Below are 24322 nucleotides of genomic sequence, written 5' to 3' on the forward strand. Positions count from 1 at the left end.
ACTACTGGGACGCCGCGCTTTTTCCCCCGGTCGAAGCGACGTAGATCCCGGCGAGCACGACGGTTCCGCCGATGATGGTCGCGAGCCCCGGCGTCTGCCCGAGGATGAGTAACGCGAGGATCGTGCTCCCCACGGGTTCGCCGAGGAGTGTGACGCTCACGACGCTCGATTCGACGTACTTCAGCGCCCAGTTGATTATCGTGTGGCCGAAGATTCCCGGCCCGACGGCCATCCCGAGAAAGAGGAACCACTCCGTCGGTCGGTAGGCCGTAAGGGCGACCGTCGCGTCGCTGGTCAGTGCGGCACCGAACAGGACGACGGTGGTCACGCTGTACACGACCGTCACGTACGGAATCAGCGACACGCGCTGGCGGAGCGACCGCCCGGCGAGGACGTATCCCGCCGCCGCTATCGCCCCGACGATTGCGAGTCCGTTTCCGTACAGCGGCCGCGCCCTGGCGACGACGGCGTTCGAGAGCAGGCCGCTCAGCGACATCGCCACCATCCCGAGCAGTGCGACGAAAATTCCGATCATCGTTCGTCGGGTGACGCGTTCGTCGAGCAGCGCCCACGCGCCGACCATGACGAACAGGGGTTGGGATTGGACCAGCGTCACGGACGCCGCGACAGTCGTCCAGTCCAGACTCGCGAACCACGCGATGAAGTGTGCGGCGAGGGCACACCCCGTGACGACGGCGATGAACAGATCCCGCCCCGAGAAGGTTCGCAGGTCGTCCCGATACCGCGTGACCGCGAGCGGCGCGAGAAGGAGCGTCGTGAACAGCGACCGATAAAACGCCTTGATGATACTCGGCGCGTGACTGAGTTCGATGAGGATGGCGCTCGTGCTGACCGCGACGATGGCGACCGCGAGGGCCGCCATCGGGGACACCTCGTCCTCCACGCGCTCGACCATCCCGAACATTACGTGGGGGTTCCGCCGCGGGCCGGTTGAACGTTCCGAACGAGGAAAGCGACGAACTGCGGGAAATCGACCACCATCACATGTGCACCGGAATCCACGAGAGCCAGTGGACGACCCTCTCGGGCGGAATGAGCGGCTTGTGAAGCACCAACCAGTCAAGAAGCATCAGTCCGACGCCGTGGGCCACGACGGACGGAAGCAACGAATCGCAGTTGAAATCCACCACGCCGAACAGCACGTCCGTCGGTGCCGACAGCACGACTTCGATGGGCGGTTTTCCGAGGTGATGGAACGCATAGATCACCGGACTCACGAAGGCGCTCTTGTATCCGATCTTTCGCAGGCCGACGCAGAGAAACCCGCGGTAGTAGGTCTCAGCCGCGAGCACGACGATGAACTGCTTTACCGAGTGCGGGAGAAAGCTCCCGAGCGCCGCGCTCGTCTCCCACATCGGGTAGTACGTCCGAATGGTCGGCAGCGACGACCCGACGACGTAAATCGGAATCACGAACGCCGCGAGAATCAACGTGTTGCGTATCGCCTTTCGATCCACCCGATAGCCAAGGTGACGGCCGTGCGTTATCGCCAGTACGCCGGGAATCAGGATGTACAGCGTCGTGTCGCGGATGACGCGTAGGTTCAGGCTGCCTCCCGTGCTCGGTAGGTACGACCACGAAACCGTGATGATCCCGCCGACGAGGAACGTTAACTGTACCCACGAGAGGCCGAACGACCCGTCCTCGACGTTTCGGGAGAAGTTCACGAATCGTCGGCGGTCGGGACCGGACCCGTGCCGATAACGTCGCGAACTGCGCCGGTAAACGCCTGTTCGGTCTGGAAGTACGTCATCTCGACTTCCTCCAGAATGGCGTCGAGTTGCTGTGGTCCGTCCGGCGTTCGAATCGTCTCGCTTCCTTCCCGGCGCGCGATTTCGCTCTTCTGAATGGGCCAGAACAGCCGCGAAGAGATTCGCGCGATAGGTGCGCCATCGACGGGTTCACCGTCGCCGAGTTCGACGGCGGGTCCCTCGTCTTCGTTATCGTCGGCCATACCGTGGGGTTTGCGAGGGCGCGGATTATGCTTTTCGAACCCACCTTTTACGACGGGAAGTTGACGGCGGTTTCGTAAACGACACGAAACCGCCGTCGCTTCCCTGTAAAAGCTGGACCAAAAGCACTCCTCCCTCCCGGTGGTCGGTCGTCGGCCCGGAAAATCTTCGATTTTCCGGAGTCTCAAAATCGTGGTGCGATTTTGATGGCTCGAAAGACCTGCGGTCTTTCGATGGAATTTCTGGCGATTGGCGGCTGTGTCGGTTGCTGACTCTGGCGGTTGTGTCAATGCGAGATTTCTGGGCGGTTGCGTCACCAGCCTACCGCTCCCTTCGGTCGCTCGAGACTCGTCGTCTTCTGGACCAATCAGATCGTAGTTGTTTCCGGGAGGTCGTAGAACAGTCGGTAAAGTAGAAAGAGAGATAGTCGTCTCAGTATCCGATTTCCGACGCACTATCGAATCCATGTACAATAATTCTGATGGCTGTCTGACGTAGTAGTTTAGTAGGAGGACTCCAATGGCAGACACATGACAAGCCTCGGGGAAACGTACGAAGGGCACGGCGGCGTGAAAAAGCGCCCCCGGCGTCTCTATCTCGGCGTCGGCCTGTTTCTCGTCGGGTCGTTGCTCGTCGTCGTGGGAATCCTCGCGGCGACGACGAACCTGTTCTCGGCCGTCGGGTTGGACATGTACGGCGCACGGAAGTTCGCGGGTATCTCCGCCGGACTGGGCGTCCCCGCCGTTTTCGTCGGTGTGTTCGTCGTCCTCCCGGCGACGAGCGACCGCGTGCGCGCGGCGGCGGCCATCGGGTCCAGCATCACGGTTCTCGGCGTCGCCATGTTCTGGTACGCCTACCCGCATCACTGGGCCGGACACGGCCAACACCTCACGCTGCCCGTCGTCGCCGTCTACTTCGTCGGCCTCATGACGACGTTTTGGTGTCTGTTCACCGCCGTCGTCAACTTCAAGACGCGGAACGACCCCGGCGGGACCGTCACGATGGAAGTCACGGGAAAGGGCGAGACGAAAATCGTCGAAGTCGAGAAACCGCGCGGGTTTGGCGGCATCGGCGTCTTCGGCGACGATCCGACCGGCATGGAATCGCCCAGCGCGAAAGCGACCCCCACCGCCCCCGTTAGTGACGGCGGCGCGGCGAGCGACGACATTACCTCGCCGATGGATACCGACCGGCCGTCCGCTTCGTCCCCGGTGGGCCCGACGGACGCGTACTGCGGCAACTGCGTCCACTTCGATTACGTCCGTACTGACACCGGGATGACACCGTACTGCGGACTCCACGACCGGCGAATGACCGACATGGACGCCTGCGACCGCTGGCAGTCCAACCGCTAGAGTTTCGATAGCGTCTCTTCGACCGACTCCCAGTGGCTTCCCTTCCAGAATAGCTTTCCACAGTCCCGACACCGCCATACCCTCTTTCCGTCGGGGACGTGTTCCGGTATCTCCTTTCCCTCACGCTCCCGAACCAGTCGCCCGTTACAGTCCGAACAACGAGCGGGTTCGGAGAGCGAGAGTGAAAATCCGTGCTCCCGCAGTTCTCCCAATTGGTCCTCCACGTCGAGCGACTCGATGCAAATCGCGTCCTCGGAACGCCCCGCGAGTTCCACGTCCCGCGTGAGGAGCGTCCTGTCCTCCGATTCGGCCAGTTCGAGAATCACGTCGTCGTCCTCGACACCCCTGTCCAGCGCGTACGCGGCGTCGTAGCCACACATCCGTAGATACGTCGCGAGCTTTCCCAACATCACGTCAAGAAAGAGGCGGTCCATCAGTGCAGGAACTCGCGGACGCCCGCGGCGTCGCGGGTGTTGAGCACGTCGCGCGCCTCGGCCCAACCGCGCCGCGCGGTGTGAATCCCGTACCTGATGTTCCCGTACTCACCGGGGCTGTGAGCGTCGGTGTCGATGGCGATGGTCGCGCCCTCCTCGACCGCGACCTGCACCGCCGCACCCCAGAGGTCGAGACGGTGCGTGTTGCTGTTGATTTCCAGTGCGACGCCGTTGTCCGCGGCGGCGCTCGCCACTTCGCGCACGTCGAAATCGTGGCCCGGTCGTCGATTGATGAGTCGGCCGCTCGGGTGGCCGAGAATATCGACGCTCGGATGTTCGATCGCCCGAATCAGCCGGTCGGTGGCGTCACCGTCCAGGCTGCTGTGCGGCGAGGCGACGACGATGTCCAGTTCGGCGAGCACGTCGTCACCGACGCTGATTCCGCCGTCCGGATCGATGTTCGCCTCGACGCCGGTGAACACGTCGATGGGGGCGTCCTCGGCGGCCGCACGTACCTCGGCTATCTGTTCTTCGAGTTCCTCGTCGTCCAATCCGACGCCGCCGACCATCCCGGACCCCGTCGCGTGGTCGGAGATGACGATGTAGTCGTGGCCGAACTCGGCCGCACCCTCGATCATCTCCGCGATGGTGTTGTTCCCGTCCGACCAGTTCGTGTGCAGGTGGAGGTCGCCGCGCACGTCGCCCTCCTCGATGAGGTCGGGGAGGTCGTCGTTCAACGCGGCGTCGATTTCTCCGTTGTCCTCGCGCATCTCCGGTGCGATGAGCGGCAGGCCGAGCGCCTCGTACATGCTGGCTTCCGTCTCGCTCGCGACCTTCTCGCCGACGCGCTGGCCTGCGTCGGGGTTCTCGACATCACTCACGTCGAACACGCCGTACTCGTTCACCTTGTACCCCTGTTCGATGGCGTAGTTCCGCAGGGTGATGTTGTGGTTCTTGCTTCCGGTGAAGTACTGGAGCGCGCTGCCGAACTCCTCGGGGACGACGACGCGGAGGTCGATGCGCATGTCCGAGACGCGGATAGCGGCCTTGTCGGTCCCCGACTCGATGACCTCCGTCGCCCGCTCCCAATCTGTGAACGCTTCGATGACCGCCTCCTTCTCGTCTTCCTCGCTCTCTGCGAGCACGTCGATATCTCCGATGGTCTCGCGCCAGCGCCGAAGCGACCCGGCGAGTTCGTGCCGCCCGACGGACGGAATCCCGTCGAAGAAGGCGAGCACTTGGTCCCCGACCGGCCGAGCGTCGCCGAGCAGTTCCCGCCCCCGTACCGTCCGGGCGAACTCGATCCCGTCGAGGATGTTCTCCTCCGTCTTGGGACCGTAGCCCTTGATCTCCTGAATCTCCCCCTCGCGGGCCGCGTCCTCCAAGTCGTCCAGCGTTCGGATACCGAGTTCCTCGTAGAGGCTCCCGACCGTCTTCGGGCCGACGCCCTCGACGCGCGTCAGTTCAACCATCTCGACGGGGAGGTTCTCGCGTTCCTCCTCCAGTTCCTCGATTTCGCCGGTCTCGAAGTATTCGATGACTTTGCTCGCAATCGAGTCGCCGACCTGCGGGATTTCCCCGACTGCGTCGGGTCCCTGCTCGGCCAACTCCGCGATGTCCTCCGGGTAGTCGCGGATATTGTCCGCCGCCCGACGGTAGGCCTGCGGTTTGTACTGGACGTCTTGCGCTTCGACCAAGTCGGCGTACTCCTCGAACAACGCCGCGACTTCCTCGTTTCGGCTCATAATCGTGATCGTTTCCCGCTGCTTTCGTTGCCGAGCGCCTGCTGGAGGAACGACATCCACCGTTTCTGGTCGGCGGCCTCCTTGGCACTCCCTTCGGCTTCCAGATTCGTCGGCCCGAGGTTTTCGAGCGCGTTCAGCGCGCGGTCGATGCCGATGATGCTTTCGACCAACTGTTCGCCCTCCTCCTTGGTGATGTCCGCTTCTTCCAGCCGTTCCTTGCGCTGGAGGCGCTCGCGGCGCAGGTTCCGTTTCGCCCGCTCCACGCGGTCGCGTTCGCCCTCCGGGATCGTTTCCCGACGTTTGATTTCGAAGACGAACTCGCGGAGGTCGATCTCCTCTCCCTGCACCGAAATCGACTCGGGAATCGACGCGCCCAGGGTCGCGCTTTCACGTTCGACCCGCTCCAGCAGTCCTTTTCGTTCGTACTCCTTCACATCCCATACTCCTCGGCCAGCAGTCAAAAGCTTCCTGCCCTCTGTACTCGGGACATCACCCGACCGAACTTTCGGGGTCGGCCGACGACCACGACGACCCGGACACGCTGACCGACCAACTGCTGTGGCTTCTGGAATCCGGCTTCGGCCGGTGACAACCATCCGACAGTTCTACAATTTCCCTGTCTACTGTGCGCGGAAATCCGACTCGTTCGACGGTTTCTCGGCGCTCGATTTTGTCCCCTATTTTCCACGTCCGCCACGCACCCAAACCCATTTGACCGGTCGGTTCAAACCATGGAACAATGGCGCAATGCGACGTGTGTGGGCAGAACGAGAATATGCCGTACCAGTGCCGGATGTGCGGCGGGACGTTCTGTGCCGAGCACCGACTCCCGGAGAATCACTCCTGTCCGGGGTTGGACAAGTGGAACGACCCGGAGGGAGTGTTCGACAGTGGCTTCGATGACAGTGCGAACAACAGCGGCGGTCGATTCAGCGCCGCCGCCCGCACTGGCGGCCCGCTGAGCTACTTCCGCGGGAATATGACGTTCGTGTTCCTCGCGCTGATGGTTGGGACGTTTATCGCGGAAATCGTCGTCCTCAACGTGATGGGGGATGTGGCGCTGTTCGACAAACTGTTCGTCCTCCAGACGAATCACATCGCCCGCGTCTGGACGTGGGTCACGTCCATCTTCGCACACGACCCATACAGTTTCTTCCACATCCTCTTCAACGGTATCGTGCTGTACTTCTTCGGACAGGTGCTGGAGCGGTACATCGGGAGCAAGAAGTTCACCGCGTTGTTCCTCGGGAGCGGTATCCTCGCCGGACTGGCACAGGTCGGCGTCGTCGGATTGATGGGCGGAAACGCCGCAGTTCTCGGCGCGAGCGGCGCTATCATGGCCGTCATGGGGGTCCTCACGGTTCTGAACCCGAACATGAAGATTTACATCTACTTCATCCTCCCGGTGCCGCTCTGGGTGGCGACCATCGGCTTCGCCATCTACTCCGGATTCGTGAGCGTCTCCGCCGGACCAGGCGCGAACGGCGTCGCCCAACTGGCCCACCTGACCGGGCTGGGAATCGGCCTGCTGTACGGCGCTTGGTTGAAAAACCGCGGTACGGGTGGTCCCTCCGAACTCGATATCGGCGGGGGCGGTGGACGTGGCGGGATGGGTGGCGGAGGCCGCCGCCGGTTCTGATGAAATGACCGACCTCGCCCACCCCGAATTCGTTCCGGACGCGTCGCTCTCGCGCGAGGAGATGGAAGCGCTCCAGTACGAGGTGGCGGAGACGGCTATTTTCGAGGACGCGTTCGACTTCGACGCGGAGAGCGTTCGTGCGGAAGCGACCGACGAGGAGCAGACGCACCTGCCGACCGGTGACGAGACGCCCACAACCGATGAATCCCCCGTCGTCGTCGGTGTGGACCAAGCCTTCATCGACGACCTCGCCGTGAGCGCGCTCGTCGCGTCGCGGGACGGGGAGGTCGTGGAGCGCGTCCACGCCGCCGTCGAGACGGAGATTCCGTACATCCCCGGACTGCTGTCGTTCCGGGAGGGAACCGCAATTTTGCGCGCCTTCGAGAAGTTGACCGTCTCGCCCGACCTCGCCGTGGTGGACGGAAGCGGACGGATTCACTTCCGGCAGGCCGGAATCGCCACGCACATCGGCGTGATGCTGGACCTGCCGACCGTCGGCGTCGCCAAGAACCTGCTCTGTGGCGAGTTGCGCGACCCGCCGCAGGGGCACATGGACGCAGGCGAGCGCGTGCCGGTCGTTGCGAACTCGCGGGTCAGCGCGCCCGACGGAACGGTCATCGGGTACGCGCTCCAGTCGCGTCAGTATCCGAACCCCGAGAAGCGCCACATCAACCCGTTGTACGTTAGTTCGGGCCATCGCGTGAGCGCCGAGACGACCGCGGATTTGGTCTGGCAGCTCTGTGCGGGTTACAAACTTCCCGAACCGACGCGGCGGGCGGATGCCTACGCTGATGACGTGAAGGAAACCGTTGATACTTAGCCACCCCCGTCCGAAGGAAACCCCATGGCTGAGACTGTGCTGATAACTGGCTGTTCGTCGGGAATCGGTCGGGAGGCTGCGCTCTCGTTTCTCGCGGACGGCTGGGAAGTGTATGCGACCGCTCGAAACCCCGCCGATATCGAGACGCTCGGGGAGAAGGGCTGTACCATTTCGACGCTCGACGTCACCGAGGACGAGGATGTGGAGCGCGTCATCGGGAGGATCATCGACGAGCACGGCCACCTCGACTGCCTCGTCAACAACGCGGGCTACGCTCAGCCCGGTCCCGTCGAGGACGTGCCGATCGAACAGGTTCACGCGCAGTTCGACGTGAACGTCTACGGGCCGCTTCGACTGGCCCGCGCCGCATTGGAGCACATGCGCGAGCGCGGAAAAGGGACCATCATCAACGTCTCCAGCGCGGTCGGCCGCGTGGCGGTGCCCGGCATGGGAATCTACAGCGGGTCGAAGTTCGCGCTGGAAGGTATCTCGGACTCCCTTCGCGGCGAAGTCTCCGAGTACGACGTGGACGTCGTGTTGGTCGAACCCGGCCCGGTCGACACCGAGTTCTACGACCGCGCGAGCGACGAGGTCGAAGGCGTCGAGCGCTCCGGTGGATACGAAAGTTTCTACAAGATGTACGGCGACCGGCAGGCCATCGACGGCGGCATGCCCGGCGCGGTCCACCCCAAGGAAGTCGCCGACACCATCCTCGACGCGGCGAACGTTCAGCACCCGAACGTCCGCTATCAGGTCGGGACGATGGCGCGGATAACCGAGTACGCGCGCATCCTTCCCGCCGCGTGGCTCGACAAACTGTACGGGACGTTCTCCGACCTCTCGACCAATGACTGGGTCAAGAAGTTCTTCGACTGATTCGGGAAGCGCGACGAGTGGGCGTGTTTGATTCTTTTGTGATTGCAGTTCCGGAGATAATTACCTCGAAAGTCCCCGCTCGCTTCGTTGTGCTGTTTTCGATTGTTTTACGAGTGCAGTTGCTGGGACGTAGACCGCCTCGAAAGCCCCCGCCCGCTCGCGGCCGCTCGACCGACATCTTGGTTCGACTCGCTTCGCTCGTCTTCACCAAGAGAGGTCGCCGAGACGCCCACGATACACGCGAGCGGGCGGCCCCTTTCAACCCACCCACACCACCGCACCGCCCCGCACCACAATCCTCCCCAGCCGATTCCTTCGCTCCTTTTAGTCGCTCAGTCATCCCTTGCGCGATAGCCAATCAGACCCTCGGATGACCGCTATCCTCGGGCCTGCTGGCCCGCGCGCCACTCGGTTGGATAGGCTGCACGATACGGTTCAACCGCACGGCGCGCGACGGAAGGAGCGTCGGAGCGAATCGGCTGGGGAGGCGTGTGGGCGGTTGCGGGGCGGATGCGGTAATTCATGCGGCTCGGTACTTGCAGTCTCAAAATACAGACACCTCGTAGCAAGCGGGGGCTTTCTACGTCGTCGTCGCGGTAGTTATGTTCTCAGTAAAATGTTGGCGTTCCCGTCGAATCAGTCCAAACAGGCGGCGACGACGCGCAACATCTCCTCGCCGCGAACCTCGTCGGCGAACAGCGGGACGCGTTTGATGGTGTGCCCGCGGAACACGTCCTGTGCTTCCCGAAGCGCGCCCTGTTGGACCTCCCAGCGCTGTTGGCAGAACTCACAGTCGTCGAGGTTCGGGGTGGCGAACCGATCCGAATCGACCGAATCGGTCACGTCCGCGAGGTTCTCCATCACGCGGTTGACGACGACGGTTCCGACCGGGATTCCGAACTCCTCCAGTCGCGCGAGCAGGCGCTTGGATTCGAAGACGCTCATCTCCTCGGGAATCATGACGACGCGGAAGTCGGTCCGCGACGGGTCCCGCAGCGTCGTCCGGAGTTCCTGAATCCGTTCCTTGAGCACGTCGAGATTCTCCATTCCTTCCTCGGGGTCCGCACCGCCGCCGAACACGTCCTTCACGCCGTCCATCATCCCGCTCAATCGCTGGCGCAGGCTCATCATCCGGCCCACCATCGTGTCCATCAGTTCGGGCAGTTCCAGCAACCGGAGGGTGTGGCCCGTCGGCGCGGTGTCCACGACGACGCGGTCGAACCGCTCGTCGTCCAGAAACTCGATTAGCTTCTGCATCGCGGCGGCCTCGTCCGCGCCGGGCATCGCCCCGCCGAGGAGCGACGCCATCGGGCCATCCTCCTCGTCGCCGAGCATGCCGCCGAGCGGACTCCCTTCGCCCATCATTCCGGCCTGTTCCTCCAGCGCGGCGTCCGGATCGATCTCCGCCGCGTAGAGGGGAATATCCTCCCGAATGCGCGTCGCTTCCGCCGGAATGTCGTACTCGAACGTGTCCGACAGGGAGTGTGCCGGGTCGGTCGAGACGACGAGCGTTCGCGTTCCATCGCGCGCGCTCGCCAGCGCCGTCGCGGCGGCCATCGTCGTCTTTCCGACGCCGCCTTTGCCGCCGTACAGCACGTACTCAGGTGCATCGATCCCCGCGGGGACGACGTCCTCGTCGATTTGCTCGACGGGTTCCACGTCGATTTCGGCCATACCGGTGCTATCGGGCCGAAGTTTACGTACCTTCTGTTGTCGGCATCACGAAGGCGAAGCGAATGTAGTTGGAATCCACTCCACTCGACACTCTGTTTTCTCACCACCCTATTCGCAACCTTTCCCGTAACCCGTCTCCTTTTGCCGTCCGGTTCCCAACCCACTCCCAATGACTCTCACCAAGCGGATCATCCCGTGTATCGACGTGGACTTGGACGACGACGGGAACCCGGCGGTGTACACCGGCGTCAACTTCGAGGACTTACAGTACACGGGCGACCCCGTCGAGATGGCGCGCCAGTACAACGAGGCGGGCGCGGACGAGTTCGTCTTCCTCGACATCACGGCCAGCGCGGACGGCCGCGAGACGATGTTGAACGTGGTCTCCTCTGTCGCCGACGAGGTGTTCATCCCGCTGACCGTCGGCGGCGGCATCCGAACCCGCGAGGACATCAAGGAGACGCTGCGCGCCGGAGCGGACAAGGTGTCCATCAACACCGCCGCGCTGGAGCGCCCGGAACTCGTGACGGAGGGGGCGACGGCGTTCGGCAGTCAGTGTATCGTCATCAGCGTCGACGCCCGCAGGCGGTTCGACGAGGAGGGTGAACACTACGAACAGGTGGACGGCGAGTCCTGCTGGTTCGAGTGCACGGTCAAGGGCGGCCGCGAGGGGACCGGTATCGACGTGGTCGAATGGGCGAAGGAAGCCGAATCGCGCGGCGCGGGCGAGTTGTTCGTCAACTCCATCGACGCGGACGGGACGAAGGACGGTTACGACGTCCCGCTGACGAAGGCCGTCTGCGATTCGGTTTCGACGCCCGTCATCGCTTCGTCGGGGTGTGGCGGCCCGGAGGACGCGTACGAGGTGTTCACCGACGCGAACGCGGATGCGGCGCTCGCGGCGTCCATCTTCCACTTCGGCGAGTACTCGATTCGGGAGGTAAAGGAGTACCTCGCGGACCGTGACGTGCCGGTTCGGATGTGACTTTCCGGTCACTCGTCGTGCATCACGAAGACCGAAACGAAATACGAACCCGAAAACTCAGGCGCTCGTGAACGCTTCGTGGAACGCGCCCGTTTTGTCTTTGACGTTCTGTGCACCCGCCTCCAAGGCGTCGATGGGATCGACCCCGTCCTCGGTTTTGACGGTGAGGAGGGGGTCAGTCTGTCCACCCGACTGCTCGGGGTTCAGGTCGTAGGTCGCCGCCGCGACGCCCTCGGTTTCGAGGAGTGCACCCTTCAACACGTTCATGAAGGTGTGGTCCTCGCCCCCGATTTCGATCCGGAGTTCCGTATCGCTCTTCTCGATAACCCGCAGTTCCATACCACTGAATTCTCCATTCTCGCGTTTCAATCTTGCGAACGCGTGTTTCCGTGTTCACGGATCGCCGCATCGAGGTGGGAGCGTTCGAACTGGCGCTTGGAGAGCACCTGCTCGACAGCGAGCGCTCGGGAGCGGGGAAAACGGGAAAACGAGTTCGCGGTCAGAAGTCGATCTGCGAACCGAAGTAGATCACGACGACGAGGAAGATCCACACCGCGTCCACGAAGTGCCAGTACATCGAGACGGTCGTCACGGAGACGTGACGATCCGCGGAGTACTGCCCGTACAGCGAACGAACCAACACGATGCCCAGGAGCACCGCACCCATCGTCACGTGCAGCCCGTGCAGTCCGGTCAGACCGAAGAACGCGCTGTTGAACACGCCACCGGTGAAGGTGAATCCCTTTTCGATGATGAAGTCGTAGTACTCGTACACCTGCCCGCCAAGGAATATGACACCCAGCACGAGCGTCGTTGCGAGACCGGCGATGAATCCACTCCTGTTGTTCTTTCTGAGTTGGATGTGCGCCCAGTGAATCGTGACACTGCTGGCCAGTAGCAGTATCGTGTTGATGAACACGATCGAACTGACGACGTCGGGAACCTCTCCGATTGACGGGGGCCACGTCCCGACCCGGATGAAGAAGTAGTAGACGAACCCGGCACCGAACGTCGCGATTTCGGTGCAGAGGAACATTATCATCCCGAAGCGTAGCTTCGGCGAGCCGGATGACTCCTTGCTCCAGAAGTGCTTGACGAAGGCGTGATACACCCACCCGTACAGTCCGCTGAGGAAGACCGCGGCGGCACAGATGAACACGATGGGGCCGACGTTCGGCCCGACCATGGTGTCCCCGCCGTGTCCCAGAATGTACAGTGCGGCACCGACGTAGAACCCTGATGCGCCGAGTACCGTGATGATCGGCCACCACGACGCCTCGCCGAAGCCTTTCGGCCAGTCTTCGACGGCCGGGAGGTGATGGCCGTGCTCCTCTGTCGAATCGTCCGTTACCGTCATACAGAGACGGTTGCGGCCCGACTACTAAAAATGCACCCAAAGGCGCTCGTCGGACGAACTGTCGGCGATGGTTTCAGTATGCCTGAGTCATCACTACGGAATCATCATCGAAACGGAAAAAATCGGTATTACGCCGACGAGTTGTTGCCGCCTGCAGTACTGTTACCGCTCGAACTGTTGTTGCCACCCGCAGTACTGTTGTTACCGCCGCTGCTCGAACTGTTGTTCCCGCCGTTGCCGCTCGAACTTCCGCCGGAGTTCTTCTTCTCCTGCTGTTTCAGCCACTTTTCGTACTTGGCGTTCGAGACGACGTGCACCTTGCTCAGCATGACCGAGTGACCGGAGCCACAGTACTCAGCACAGTACACCTGATACGTGCCTTCCTTCGTGACTTTCGTCTTGATGGTGTTGTTCTCGCCCGGTATCGCGTCCTGTTTCAATCCGAGTTTGGGAACGTGGAACGAGTGTATCCAGTCGGTCGACGTGACGTTGAAGTACACCGGTCTGTCCTTCGGGATGTAGAGGTCCGTCGACCCCGTGATGTTGTGCTCGGGGTAGTTGTAGGTCCAGAAGTAACGCTGACCGATGACGTCGACGGTGACCGCGTTCGGTTCCTTGTTCATCGTGTCCTTCGGCGTCACCGTGACGTACTGGTTCGCCATGACACCGTAGGATGCGACACCGACGAAGAGGAGGACGATTGCGGTTGCGACCGTCCACGTGATTTCGAGCCGTCGGTTCTCCTTCGTCGGTTTCGGGTCGTCGTTGTTGCGGAACTTCCAGACGGTGTAGAAGAGAATCCCCTCGACGAGGATCGAGATGGGGATCGCCGCGTACAACAACTGGCTGTTGAGCGTCCGAATCAGGGAGTCTGTCGTCGAATTGTAGGCCGCTACAGGGTCGACAGCGACCGCGAGGAACATCGCGCCGAGGGCCGCGATGAGTCCCATCCGCTTGGAATCCATATTGGCCTAGCCTTCGGAAGTGATCCATAAATATGTGCTGACTTCACTGCCGTCGAAAGTCGGATGGTCTAAGTACGCGGGGATACAATTCGTCAGACAACGGTGCCATTGCAGGATTCCTCATCCGGACGGTTCGAACGTGCACTGACAGCGACCGTTGTCGGCGTCTATCTCCTGGTCGTCGTCGGTGCGACGACCTCGCTCGTCAACGCCGTCTCCGCGTGCCCGACGTGGCCCGCCTGCAACGGCCATTGGATCGTTCCGTTCCACGATCCGAAACTCATCATCGCGTGGACCCATCGCGTGGTCGCGCTCGTCGTCGGCCTGCTGTTGTTCGCCACGACCGTGCTGGCGTTCCGTCGTAACTCCAGACCGCGCGTGAAAGCGGGAATCGGATTCGCCGCGATACTCTACCCGATACAGGTCGTCCTCGGCGCGTATGCGGCCACCTCCGCGACGACGACCTCGTTCGCCGACATCCACCTCGTCGTCGGCATGGCGATCTTCACCGGTGTCGTCCTCGCGCTCGCGTGGACGCTCGAACCCGAAGAGTCGGACGGGGCGGTCGGTATGACGTTCACCGACCCGGAACCCATCGACGAACCGACCGAAACCGGCGACCTCGTCGGCATCACGGCGACCGCGTACGCCTACTTCCGCCTGATGAAACCGCGTTTGATGTGGTTGCTCTGTCTCGTCGCCTCGGCGGGGATGGCGCTCGCGGCCGGATCCGATACGTTGCAGGTGAGTACCATCGTCGCCACGCTCACCGGTGGTGTCCTCTCCATCGGCGCGAGCGGGACGTTCAACCACGTCCTCGAACGCGACGTGGACAAGCGGATGAACCGCACCGCTGACCGTCCCGCCGCGACGGCACAGATTCCGCTTCGGAACGCCATCGCCTTCGGCTTCCTACTGGCCGCCGCGTCACTGGCCGTCTTCCTCTCGGTGAACCTGCTCGTCGCCATCTTCGGCCTGTTCGCCATCGTGTTCTACAGCGTGATCTACACGCTCATCCTGAAGCCGAACACGGTGCAGAACACCGTCATCGGCGGGTTAGCCGGGTCACTTCCGGCGCTCATCGGCTGGGCCGCCGTCTCCGACGATGTCGGTCTGCCTGCGCTGGTGCTGGCCGGCGTCATCTTCCTGTGGACGCCCGCCCACTTCTACAACCTCGCGCTGGCGTACAAGGACGACTATGCGCGCGGTGGATTCCCGATGATGCCCGTGGTTCGCGGCGAGGCCGAAACCCGAAAACACATCCTGCTGTGGTTGGGTGCGACGCTGCTCGCGTCGGGGGTCCTCGCCACGGTGACGACCCTCGGTTGGTTGTACGCGCTCACGACCATCGTGTTCGGGGTGGTCTTCCTGGTCGCGGTCGTTCAACTCCACCGCGAACGCGACGACAAGGCGGCGTTCCGCTCGTTCCACGCGTCGAACGCCTACCTCGGGGCGCTGTTGCTCGCCATCGTCGTCGATTCACTCGTACTATGAGCACCGCATTCACACGCTATCGGCCGTCCCACGAATCGCTGCTGTTGGGAGCGGTCGTGCTGAACGCGGAGTTGTTCGCGCTGCTGGCCTTTCTCGCCGTCAAGGGACTGTCCCACGGCTATGGCTTCCGTTACCTGCTCTACCCCTTCATCTGGATAAACGTCGGGCTGTACGCGGTGTGGAAGACGAACCCGGTTCGAACGAACGAGCGCGACCGGTGGGTCGCGCTCGCCATCGGTATCGGGTATTTCGTCGTCGTCGCGTACTTCGGCGGCCTGTTCGGCCGCACCGGTGCGCTCCCCGGTTCGCTGGCGAACGGGTTTCGAATCTCGTGGCTCCCGCCGGGATGGGGACCCGCACTGCTGTATCACAACAGCGTGTTTCGCGTCGAGATTCTGCCGTTCAAACTGATCGGCTACCTCTCGCTCGCGTATCTCGTCTACGCCACCGTCCTCGACGCGGCGGGATCCGCGGTTTCTGGGCTCCTCGGTCTGTTCTCCTGCGTGAGTTGTTCGTGGCCCATCGTCGCGTCGCTCATCACGGGGGTCGCTGGCGCGGGATCGGGACTCGCCGCGACGGTTTCGTCCGGTTCCTACGACATCTCGACGGTCGTGTTCGTCGTCACCGTCCTGTTGCTGTACTGGCGGCCGACGATTCGGTGGGGACGACAAAGTTCATAGCATCCCACCCGCCGTCGAAAAACGAATCGAGCGACTGCGGCGGGCGATGGAGAGAGAACTGGGGGAGGTCGATGGAGCGGGTATCGGTCGGATTGATGGGCTGAACGTGGACGATGCTGAATAATTATTCGGGCAAAACTATCTTGGCTCAGTCAGTTCCGCTTTCGATGTGATGTCGGTCGACGGACCGCTTGGTGGTCGAATCGAACTCCTTACTTAGCAACGGCGAGAAGTTCCGGGCATGTCCGACGCACTCGTCGCCGAGAACGTTCGGAAGGAATACGGCGACACCGTCGCACTGAACGGTGTCTCCCTCTCGGTCGGCGCGGGCGAAGTGTTCGCGCTCATCGGGCCGAACGGGGCGGGCAAGACAACACTCATCCGGTCATTGACCGGGACGATGACTCCCGACGGCGGGAGCGTTTCCATCCTCGGTGCACCACCCGGTAACGTGGACAAGTCACGGGTGGGACTGCTTCCGCAGTCGTTCGACCCTCCGGCCCGGCTTTCGGCCCGCGAACTCGTCGCGTACTACGCGGGCCTGTACGACGGTGCCCGTGACCCCGACGATGCCCTCGCCGACGTCGGTCTCACCGACACGGGTGACACGTGGTACGAGAACCTCTCCGGGGGACAGCAACGCCGGGTCTGTGTGGCCGCGACGCTGGTCAACGACCCCGACATCCTCTTTCTGGACGAGCCAACGACCGGAATCGACCCGGCCGGACGCCGCGCGCTCTGGGGACTCGTCGAGGACCTCGCGGACGGCGGAACGACGGTCTTTCTGACGACCCACTACATGGCCGAAGCGGAACAACTGGCCGACCGGGTCGGACTCCTCGCGGACGGCGAAATCGTCGCCGTCGGAACGCCCGACTCGCTCATCGGCGAGTACGGCGGCGAGAGCCGACTCGTCGTGGAAACCGCGACCCCGCGGTCCTCCGTCGAGATGGGATACACCGTCGAGGAGACCGAATCCGGACTGGTGTTCGACGGCGTCACTCCCGCCGACATCGGGGAGGTCGTCACGGACTTGAACAGCCGCGGTGTCGAGTACGAGGCCCTGACGTGGACCGAACCGGACTTGGAGGACGTGTACCTCAGACTGACAGGCGCACCGCTCGGGCCGGAAACCACGCGTCGTGCCGGTGAGGCCGCCATCGTCGGAGGTGACCAATGACGTCGTTCGGTCGCGTCCGGTCGGAGGCCGGTGCGGCGTGGCGGTCGTTCCTCCGCCGTCGCACCGCCGTGTTCTTCACGTTCTTCTTCCCGGTCATCCTCATCCTCATCTTCGCGGTGCTGGTGCAGACGAATCCGGGTTCGGGTGGCTCGGGCGGCCTGTTCTCGAAACCCCCGGCGTACTACCTGCCGGGCTACCTCGCCGTCGTCGTGCTGTTCACGCCCCTCTCGCGCGTCGGGAGTTCGGTCTCCCGGCACCGCGAGTCGAACCGCTTCGAGAAGTTGGCGACCACGCCGCTCACCAGAGCCGAATGGCTGCTCGCACACACCCTCGTCAACGTCGTCATCATCGGCCTCGCGGGCGTCATCATCCTCGTGCTAATGACCCTTGTGACGAGCACGGGCGTCTCCCTCGCCACGTTGCCCGCCGTCGCGGTCTTCATCGCGCTGGCGGTCGCGCTGTTCTGCGGTCTCGGTTCGCTGCTGGGGAGTTACGCCGGGTCCTCGGACGGCGTCATCGCCGCCAGCAACGCCATCGCCCTGCCGTTGTTGTTCCTCTCGGACACGTTCGTCACGCCGGACCTCCTGCCGTCGTGGTTCCGTCCCATCATGAACATCTCGCCGCTGACCTACTTCGCACGCGGCGTCCGAACCCTGACGTACTCCCACGGGGCCGTCGGCGGTGACTTGGTCGTCCTCGCCGCCCTCGCCGTGTTGTTCTTCCTCGCCGGGTCCTACGCGATTCCGGAGACGGACTGATCGGCGCTCTCGCCCCACGTTCGTCGTGACCGGACAGGGGCTTTCGAAGCCTCTCATCGGCGCGAAACATCACACGAGAACTACAATCAACCCCAATTCGTGACGAGCGTCGTCACTCGAAACGAGTCGATCTACTCCTGCAGAACGAGCCGTCTTCCGTCCATATCTCCACCTTGTGACGAGAAGCACTTAAACGAAATCCCCCAGTCACGCCGTCGAATCCGTTTCTCCGGAGAGAAAATCCGGTAAGGGTCCTGTGAAACCGTAGATGCTATACACCTCTCGCCGGAACTATCTCGATAATGAACGATACGGCCACAGACGTCTCTCGGAAGCAGGCGTGGCTGATGGCGGCGCGGCCACACACCCTTCCGGCGGCCGCCGCGCCCGTCATCGTGGGCATCGGGCTCGCGCTTCACGAGAAGCAGTTCGCGCCGCTTCCGGCGCTCGCGGCTTTCATCGGCGCGGCGCTGATCCAGATCGGGACGAACTTCGCCAACGACTACTACGACGCCGTGAAGGGCGTCGATACCGACGAACGGACGGGATTCACTCGCGTGACACAGTCGGGGCTCATCGCGCCGAACGAGGTCAAACGGGCGATGTACGGCACCTTCCTGCTCGCCATCGTCGTCGGGGTCTACCTCGTCTATGTCGGGGGATTACCGATCCTCGTCATCGGCCTCGCGAGCGTCATCAGCGGCATCGCCTACGCTGGCGGGCCGTTTCCGCTCGGCTCACACGGACTGGGCGACCTGTTCGTCTTCGTCTTCTTCGGCGTCATCGCCGTGATGGGGACGTTCTACGTGCAGGCCGCGAGCCTCGTCGCCACGCCGTTCCCGCTCGGAATTCCGGGGGGAACCGTCACGATGACCGCGTTCCTGGCGAGCCTCCCGGTCGCGGCCATCTCGACGAACATCCTCGTCGTCAACAACGTCCGTGATTTGGAGAACGACAGGAAAGCGGGCAAAAAGACGCTGGCGGTGCTCATCGGCTACCGTGCGAGTCGCGGCGAGTTCATCGGTATGCTCGCCCTTTCCTACCTCGTCCCCATCTACTTCGCGACCACGTCGGCGTTCGGTCTCGCCGTCCTCCTGCCGCTCATCACGGTTCCGTACGCCGCGATGATCACCCGGACGATGCTCACGAAGACGTCGGGCGAGGCACTCAATCCCGCGCTCGAACAGACCGGAAAACTGCTGGCCGCCCACGCGGTCTGTTTCGCCATCGGTATGACGGTATGATCGTCGAAACGCACGAGTTCTCGCTTCCGCTGGAGTCGCCGCTCGACACGGCACACGGCCCCATCGAGCACCGAAAAGGCATCCTCATCCGCATCGATGACGGCGACTACGTCGGCATCGGCGAGGCGACGCCCCTTCCGGGGTGGACCGAATCCCTTCCGGCGTGTCGCGCGGCCATCGCGCACGTCGATGACCCCGAGAGCGCACTGTCGTCCCTTGAATCGACACCGGCGGCCAGACACGGCTTCGCGCTCGCGCTGGCGGACCTGTGGGCGAAGCGGGAGGACCAACCGCTGTATCGGTTTCTCGGCGGGCCGGACCACGTCGAGTCGGTTCCGGCCAACGCCACCGTCGGCGACTGCTCGCGTACCGAGACCGTGGCGGCGGTGACGGACGCGGTCGATTCCGGGTTCGAGTCCGTGAAGGTGAAAGTCGGCGCACGTTCGCTTACGGACGACGTGTCCCGCCTCCGGGCGGTTCGGGATGCGGTCGGATCGGACGTCGAACTCCGCGTCGATGCGAACGGCGGGTGGTCACGCGCGGAGGCACGCGAAGCGTTTCACAAGTTCGACTCGCTTCGAATCGCCTACGTCGAACAACCGCTTCCGGCCGACGACATCGACGGTCTCGCCGACCTGCGCGGCCGGTCGGTCGGCGTCGCCGTGGACGAGTCCATCGCAGAAATGTCGGCCGAGGCGGTCCTCGACGCGGGTGCCGCCGACGTGTTGATCTGCAAACCGATGGTGATCGGCGGGCCGGACCGGGTCGTGGAGGTAGCGAAACGCGCCCGAGAGGAGGGCGTCACGCCGGTCGTCACGACCACCATCGACGGCGTCGTCGCCCGGACGGCGGCGATTCACGCGGCGGCCGCGATTCCCGACCGTCTCGCCTGCGGGGTGGCGACCGGGACGCTGCTGGGTCGGGATCTGGGTCCCGACCGGACGCGACTCGTGGACGGGTCGGTCAGCGTTCCGCAGGAACCCGGAAACGGCGTGGCGGATACGTGGGGTGAGTCATGAACGAACGAGGAGTAAACGACCGAGGAATGAACAAGCGAGAAGCGAACGAGCGAGGGATGAACGAACGGGGAGTAAACGAGCGACCGATGAACGAACCGCCGATGAACGATTGGCTCTCGCATCGGGCGGACGTGTCGCCCGACCGAACCGCCATCGTCGAAGCGGCGGACGGCACCGAGTGGACGTACGCGGAACTCGATTCGGCGGTCGAGCGGATTGCCGAAAAGCTGGCCGGATTGGGACTCGGGAAAGGGGATCACCTCGGCATGCTGATGGAGACCCGGATGGAGGGCGTGCTGCTCGTCCACGCCGCGATGCGGTTGGGCTGTGTGCTCGTCGGACTGAACGTCCGTCTGGCCACCCCGGAACTCCGCCGACAGGTCGCGGTGACGGATCTATCAGTCCTCGTCTGCGAGGCCGACACCGAAACGGTGGCTCACGAAATCGCTGCGGAGGGGATGGATGGTGAAAACACTCGAAACGTCCCCGTGGTGTCCGTCGATGTATCGACGGACACCACGCTTTCGGCGTGTGAGGGGGCGGAGTTCGAACGTGCGGAGTGGTCGCGTGCGGACCCGCAGGTCCTCCTGTTCACGTCGGGGACCACCGGCAACCCGGAAGCCGTCACGCTCACGATGGGTAACCTGTACGCCAGCGCGACCGCCTCGGCGTTCCGCCTCGGCGTCCTCCCGGGCGACCGCTGGCACCTCTGTCTCTCGACGTACCACATGGGCGGCCTCGCACCGCTCCTGCGCTCCGCGCTGTACGGAACGACGGTCGTCGTGCAGGAAGGCTTCGACGCCGAGGACACCCGTTCGTTCCTCCGGACGTACAGGGCGACCGGGGTTTCGCTCGTTCCGACGATGCTCCGGCGGTTGCTGGACGAGGGAAACCTCTCGGACTCGCTTCGTTTCGTCCTCCTCGGCGGGGCACCCGCCCGCGACGACCTCATCGCGGAGTGTTCGGAGCGCGACGTGCCGGTCTGTCCGACCTACGGCATGACCGAAACCGCCTCACAGATCGCCACCGCGACCCCCGACGAAGCGGTTTCACACCTCGGAACGGTCGGTCGACCACTCGTGTTCACGGACGTCTCCGTCGTCCGCGACGACGGGACGCTCGCACCGACCGGGGAACCCGGCGAACTCGTCGTCTCCGGACCGACCGTGATGGCTGGCTACTACGGCAATCCCGACGCGACTGACGAGGCGTTCGGCGAGCACGGCCTTCGGACGGGTGATGTCGGCTACCGCGACGAGGGTGGCCGTCTCTGGGTGTTGAACCGCCGCGCCGACCGCATCGTCACCGGCGGCGAGAACGTCCATCCCGGCGAAGTCGTGGACGTACTCCGCGACCACCCCGACGTGTCGGAAGTCGCGGTCGTCGGCGTCGAGGATGACGAGTGGGGCGAGCGAATCGCGGCGCTGGTCGTGCCCGCCGCCGAGACGTCCGTGACGCTGGACTCGGTGCGCGAGTTCTGCGATGGTCGCCTCGCCGGGTACAAACACCCGCGGCTTCTCGACACCGCCGTCGAACTCCCCAGGACGACCTCCGGAACCATCGACCGCGAGGCGGTTCGCGAGCGGTTCCGGTGATCGGCGATTTTACGATTGTTGTATCTGCAGACTCACGGAGCGCTGGATTCCCAACCCGTTGCCCGTGCTCACGTCGAGGTTTTCCTTGAATTTCGCTTCGGCGTTCGAAACTGGCGAAATCTGACCCCGAATTTCCCCCTCGGGATACTGCTTCGTGTGGACGTTGACGTACGCCTCCCCGGTCTCGATGACGCTCGCTAGCTGTGTTAGCGGTTCGTTCTTCAGTGGCCCAACGAGGTCGCTCGAATCGAACGTTCCCGACGCGAGCACGCCGTTGAACTCGCCGGAGAACTGCTGTCCGTTGGTCGCTTTCGGACTCGGATACAGCCAGACGACGACGGCCCCGCTCTGTCCCTTCCGGCCCATGTGGATGTGTGCTTCCGTGACGTCCTCCAGTTTGGAGACGAGCAGGACGTACCGGACGTTCTCCCCGGCCTGGGTGAACATTGCTACCCCGTTGGCGTCCGTTTTGACGTTCTTCGGTTGATTTTCGCCCGTTATCTCGCCCGTGCTGAACGACGGACTGCCGCTCATCTGTGCGGACCCGACGCCGGTTCCGAGCGCTCCCATCCCGACCCCCAGCGTCGCGCCGGTCTTCAGTACATCGCGTCTGTGTGTCATGTTCGAAACTCCCCAGGGTAGTCACGACGAGGATTCGCATAAACGGCGGGGCCGACGAAGCCTTTTATCGAATCGAGACTAACCTCTCCACGTGTGTACACTCATCGTCGCGTGGCAGGTTTTCGAGGACGCACCCGTCGTCGCGGCCGCGAACCGTGACGAAGCGTTCGGTCGGCCTTCCCGCCTGCCAAGGGTGCTCGACCGGGATCCGACGGTCGTCGCCCCGCAGGACGAGGAGGCGGGCGGCACGTGGATCGGGTACAACGATTCGGGGTTGTTCGTCGGCGTGACGAACCGCTGGGTCGAACTGGAGGGCGAGCGCTCCCGTGGCCTGCTGGTACGCGACGCGCTGGCCCACGAGTCGGCCGCATCCGCCCGCGAGTTCGTCACCGGTGAACTCGACGAACACCGATACGCCGGATTCAACCTCCTGCTCGCGGACGCTAACGAGGCGACCCTCCTGGAGTGGGACGGCACGCTCGAAACGACGCGATTCGATCCCGGCGTCCACGTCGTCGTCAACCGTGGCTTCGACGCGAACGCCTCGAAATCCGAACGGATTCTGCCGCACGTCGACGTGACCGTGGACGACCCGCCGTCGCTCCCCGAATGGCGAGCATCGGCGAAGGACATCCTCCGAAATCACGACATCGGCGTCTGTGTCCACGGCGACGGATACGGAACCCGCTCGTCGTCCATCGTGACCGTGTTCGAGGACGGTACCGGGAGTTACGAGTTCGCCGACGGCCCCCCTTGTGAAACCCCCTACGATAACGTGGAAGGTCACATTTAAACGCCCGCCCCTCCCTGTATTGAACATGAGCACGGCAACGTCCGAGGAGGACCTCACCGAGGACGAGTACAACGGCCTCGAACTCGTCCGCGAGACGGGCGGCATCCATCAGAGCGACTTCTGGAAAAACCTCGATGTCTCGTCGCGCAAGGGTAGTCGAATCGTGGAGTCGTTGGAGCGACAGGGGTTCGTTCAGCGACAGGAGACCGTCTACGAAGGGCACAACACCTACTTCATCACGCCCGCCGCGAAGGACCTCGATTTCTCGCTGTTGATGGCGGGCGACATGCTCTCGCCGTTCATCGGGGAGGAAGAGATCGATCCCGAGAGTGACGCCTTCTCGCAGTGGATCATGAACCTCGCGTACGAGGAATAATCGATTCTACTGCGGTTCGTCGGCGTTTCGTCCGATTATGAGCGTGTTTTTCACGAGGCTGCGGTGACCACGCCGCAGTCGCTCGGAGATGGCTTGGTGTGACACGTCGAGGTCGCCGGCGAGGTTTTCGGCCGACGCCTCCCGTGGAATGTCGTAGTAGCCACGTTCGAACGCGAGCGTGAGCGTGTCCTGTTGTTCGTCGGTGAGGCCGAACCGTCCCTTCCGACCCTGTTCTAACTCGTAGATGTTCCGAATGTCGAGCGTGAGGTCGTTTTCACGGCAGTAGTCGTAGGTGTCCGACAACGCGTCCCGGTCCGGAAAGAGAATACGGAGATGCCAGTGGTTGCTGTTCCCGGACGCGGAGAGGACGGTTGCCTCCTCGTCCACGAGGATGTGAATGAGCGTCTGGATGCGGTCGGTCCACTCCATCTGGTACAACTGTTCTTCGTCCAGGTCCGCGAGCAACTGCAGGTTCTCGACGCTCGTGTCCTCCTCCAAGATCGATTCCATGTCTCCCTCCCCGCCGCTCGCCCAGACGAACGGCATCACCCTTTTGCTCTCGTGTGCAACGACGCGCTCGATCTCGAATTCGATGTTTTCGTGCTCCATCAACGTTTCCCAGAGCGCAAATTCGTCGGCTGGAATCTCGACTTCGACGACGGTACCTACCATACGGACAATCGAACTGCCGGAAAGAAATAAGCGTTGGCAGAGGTTTCACGTCGTCCGTTCCACCCTC

Annotated in this window: 26 protein-coding genes; 14 read left to right on the forward strand and 12 right to left on the reverse strand. The window is 63.2% G+C overall.

Annotated elements, in window-relative coordinates:
• Position 1: 1 nt before the first annotated feature.
• The 3 genes from NKF26_RS09845 to NKF26_RS09855 form a co-directional block, all read right to left on the reverse strand.
• A complete protein-coding gene (locus tag NKF26_RS09845) occupies positions 2-925 on the reverse strand; it encodes a DMT family transporter (RefSeq protein WP_253234245.1) in 924 nt (307 codons plus the stop codon).
• Between the two features lie 76 nt (positions 926-1001).
• The gene (locus NKF26_RS24370) at positions 1002-1613 is read right to left on the reverse strand and encodes a CPBP family glutamic-type intramembrane protease (RefSeq protein ID WP_369682136.1); all 612 of its coding nucleotides are present in this window, start codon (positions 1611-1613) and stop codon (positions 1002-1004) included.
• 71 nt (positions 1614-1684) lie between these two features.
• The gene (locus tag NKF26_RS09855) at positions 1685-1975 is read right to left on the reverse strand and encodes a DUF5789 family protein (protein WP_253226424.1); all 291 of its coding nucleotides are present in this window, start codon (positions 1973-1975) and stop codon (positions 1685-1687) included.
• 528 nt (positions 1976-2503) lie between these two features.
• Between NKF26_RS09855 and NKF26_RS09860 the strand changes: the two genes are divergently transcribed.
• Complete coding sequence (locus NKF26_RS09860) at positions 2504-3328, forward strand: hypothetical protein (RefSeq protein ID WP_253234246.1); 825 nt, start codon at positions 2504-2506, stop codon at positions 3326-3328.
• On the opposite strand, the gene NKF26_RS09865 is transcribed toward NKF26_RS09860, so the two are convergent.
• From NKF26_RS09865 to NKF26_RS09875, 3 genes are read right to left on the reverse strand one after another with little or no spacing between them, the layout of a single operon-like run.
• A complete protein-coding gene (locus NKF26_RS09865) occupies positions 3325-3765 on the reverse strand; it encodes a Mut7-C RNAse domain-containing protein (protein ID WP_253234274.1) in 441 nt (146 codons plus the stop codon). The genes NKF26_RS09860 and NKF26_RS09865 overlap by 4 nt on opposite strands.
• Entirely contained in the window at positions 3762-5507 is a 1746-nt protein-coding gene (gene polX, locus NKF26_RS09870) for a DNA polymerase/3'-5' exonuclease PolX (RefSeq protein WP_253234247.1), read from the reverse strand. Before polX ends, NKF26_RS09865 begins: the two co-directional genes overlap by 4 nt.
• Positions 5504-5941, reverse strand: a complete 438-nt coding sequence (locus NKF26_RS09875) for a DUF5788 family protein (RefSeq protein ID WP_066143621.1) — start codon at positions 5939-5941, stop codon at positions 5504-5506. The genes polX and NKF26_RS09875 overlap by 4 nt, the downstream gene beginning before the upstream one ends.
• Positions 5942-6246: 305 nt before the next feature.
• Here NKF26_RS09875 and NKF26_RS09880 point away from each other — a divergent pair, with 305 nt between their 5' ends.
• Genes NKF26_RS09880 through NKF26_RS09890 form a run of 3 tightly spaced genes read left to right on the forward strand, consistent with a single transcriptional unit; the run spans position 6247 to position 8842 of the window.
• Complete coding sequence (locus NKF26_RS09880; RefSeq protein ID WP_253226421.1) at positions 6247-7146, forward strand: rhomboid family intramembrane serine protease; 900 nt, start codon at positions 6247-6249, stop codon at positions 7144-7146.
• Between the two features lie 4 nt (positions 7147-7150).
• Entirely contained in the window at positions 7151-7966 is an 816-nt protein-coding gene (locus tag NKF26_RS09885) for an endonuclease V (protein WP_253234275.1), read from the forward strand.
• 24 nt (positions 7967-7990) lie between these two features.
• A complete protein-coding gene (locus NKF26_RS09890) occupies positions 7991-8842 on the forward strand; it encodes an SDR family oxidoreductase (protein ID WP_253234248.1) in 852 nt (283 codons plus the stop codon).
• Between the two features lie 636 nt (positions 8843-9478).
• Here the strand turns inward: NKF26_RS09890 and NKF26_RS09895 are convergent.
• Positions 9479-10516 (reverse strand): TRC40/GET3/ArsA family transport-energizing ATPase, encoded by a 1038-nt coding sequence (locus NKF26_RS09895; protein WP_253234249.1) that lies wholly within the window; start codon positions 10514-10516, stop codon positions 9479-9481.
• A 169-nt stretch (positions 10517-10685) separates the two neighbouring features.
• Between NKF26_RS09895 and hisF the strand changes: the two genes are divergently transcribed.
• Positions 10686-11501 (forward strand): imidazole glycerol phosphate synthase subunit HisF, encoded by an 816-nt coding sequence (hisF, locus tag NKF26_RS09900; protein WP_253226418.1) that lies wholly within the window; start codon positions 10686-10688, stop codon positions 11499-11501.
• A gap of 57 nt (positions 11502-11558) precedes the next feature.
• Here the strand turns inward: hisF and NKF26_RS09905 are convergent, their stop codons facing one another.
• From NKF26_RS09905 to coxB, 3 genes are all read right to left on the reverse strand, one after another.
• Entirely contained in the window at positions 11559-11840 is a 282-nt protein-coding gene (locus NKF26_RS09905; protein WP_253226417.1) for a DNA-directed RNA polymerase subunit L, read from the reverse strand.
• Between the two features lie 160 nt (positions 11841-12000).
• A complete protein-coding gene (locus NKF26_RS09910) occupies positions 12001-12858 on the reverse strand; it encodes a heme-copper oxidase subunit III (protein WP_253226416.1) in 858 nt (285 codons plus the stop codon).
• 128 nt (positions 12859-12986) lie between these two features.
• Entirely contained in the window at positions 12987-13823 is an 837-nt protein-coding gene (gene coxB, locus NKF26_RS09915) for a cytochrome c oxidase subunit II (protein ID WP_253226415.1), read from the reverse strand.
• A gap of 108 nt (positions 13824-13931) precedes the next feature.
• Here coxB and cyoE point away from each other — a divergent pair, with 108 nt between their 5' ends.
• The 7 genes from cyoE (at position 13932) to menE (ending at position 21793) form a co-directional block, all read left to right on the forward strand.
• Entirely contained in the window at positions 13932-15317 is a 1386-nt protein-coding gene (cyoE, locus tag NKF26_RS09920) for a heme o synthase (protein ID WP_253226792.1), read from the forward strand.
• Entirely contained in the window at positions 15314-15997 is a 684-nt protein-coding gene (locus tag NKF26_RS09925) for a hypothetical protein (protein ID WP_253226414.1), read from the forward strand. Before cyoE ends, NKF26_RS09925 begins: the two co-directional genes overlap by 4 nt.
• Before the next feature lie 241 nt (positions 15998-16238).
• The gene (locus NKF26_RS09930) at positions 16239-17177 is read left to right on the forward strand and encodes an ABC transporter ATP-binding protein (RefSeq protein WP_253226413.1); all 939 of its coding nucleotides are present in this window, start codon (positions 16239-16241) and stop codon (positions 17175-17177) included.
• Complete coding sequence (locus tag NKF26_RS09935; RefSeq protein WP_253226412.1) at positions 17174-17935, forward strand: ABC transporter permease; 762 nt, start codon at positions 17174-17176, stop codon at positions 17933-17935. Before NKF26_RS09930 ends, NKF26_RS09935 begins: the two co-directional genes overlap by 4 nt.
• A gap of 302 nt (positions 17936-18237) precedes the next feature.
• Positions 18238-19179 (forward strand): 1,4-dihydroxy-2-naphthoate polyprenyltransferase, encoded by a 942-nt coding sequence (locus tag NKF26_RS09940; RefSeq protein ID WP_253226411.1) that lies wholly within the window; start codon positions 18238-18240, stop codon positions 19177-19179.
• The gene (locus NKF26_RS09945; RefSeq protein WP_253234250.1) at positions 19176-20198 is read left to right on the forward strand and encodes a mandelate racemase/muconate lactonizing enzyme family protein; all 1023 of its coding nucleotides are present in this window, start codon (positions 19176-19178) and stop codon (positions 20196-20198) included. Before NKF26_RS09940 ends, NKF26_RS09945 begins: the two co-directional genes overlap by 4 nt.
• Before the next feature lie 26 nt (positions 20199-20224).
• A complete protein-coding gene (gene menE / locus NKF26_RS09950) occupies positions 20225-21793 on the forward strand; it encodes an o-succinylbenzoate--CoA ligase (protein WP_369682131.1) in 1569 nt (522 codons plus the stop codon).
• 9 nt (positions 21794-21802) lie between these two features.
• Here menE and NKF26_RS09955 read toward each other — a convergent pair whose 3' ends face one another.
• Positions 21803-22414 carry a CHRD domain-containing protein gene (locus NKF26_RS09955; RefSeq protein WP_253226409.1) on the reverse strand — a complete coding sequence of 204 codons (612 nt, stop codon included), beginning with the start codon at positions 22412-22414 and terminating at the stop codon, positions 21803-21805.
• Positions 22415-22505: 91 nt separating this feature from the next.
• Here NKF26_RS09955 and NKF26_RS09960 point away from each other — a divergent pair, with 91 nt between their 5' ends.
• Complete coding sequence (locus NKF26_RS09960; RefSeq protein ID WP_253226408.1) at positions 22506-23207, forward strand: NRDE family protein; 702 nt, start codon at positions 22506-22508, stop codon at positions 23205-23207.
• Between the two features lie 25 nt (positions 23208-23232).
• A complete protein-coding gene (locus tag NKF26_RS09965) occupies positions 23233-23583 on the forward strand; it encodes a MarR family transcriptional regulator (RefSeq protein WP_253226407.1) in 351 nt (116 codons plus the stop codon).
• 6 nt (positions 23584-23589) lie between these two features.
• Here NKF26_RS09965 and NKF26_RS09970 read toward each other — a convergent pair whose 3' ends face one another.
• Positions 23590-24255, reverse strand: a complete 666-nt coding sequence (locus NKF26_RS09970) for a bacterio-opsin activator domain-containing protein (RefSeq protein WP_253226406.1) — start codon at positions 24253-24255, stop codon at positions 23590-23592.
• Between the last annotated feature and the right edge of the window lie 67 nt (positions 24256-24322).

Source organism: Haladaptatus sp. AB618, assembly GCF_024136965.1.
GTDB lineage: Archaea > Halobacteriota > Halobacteria > Halobacteriales > Haladaptataceae > Haladaptatus.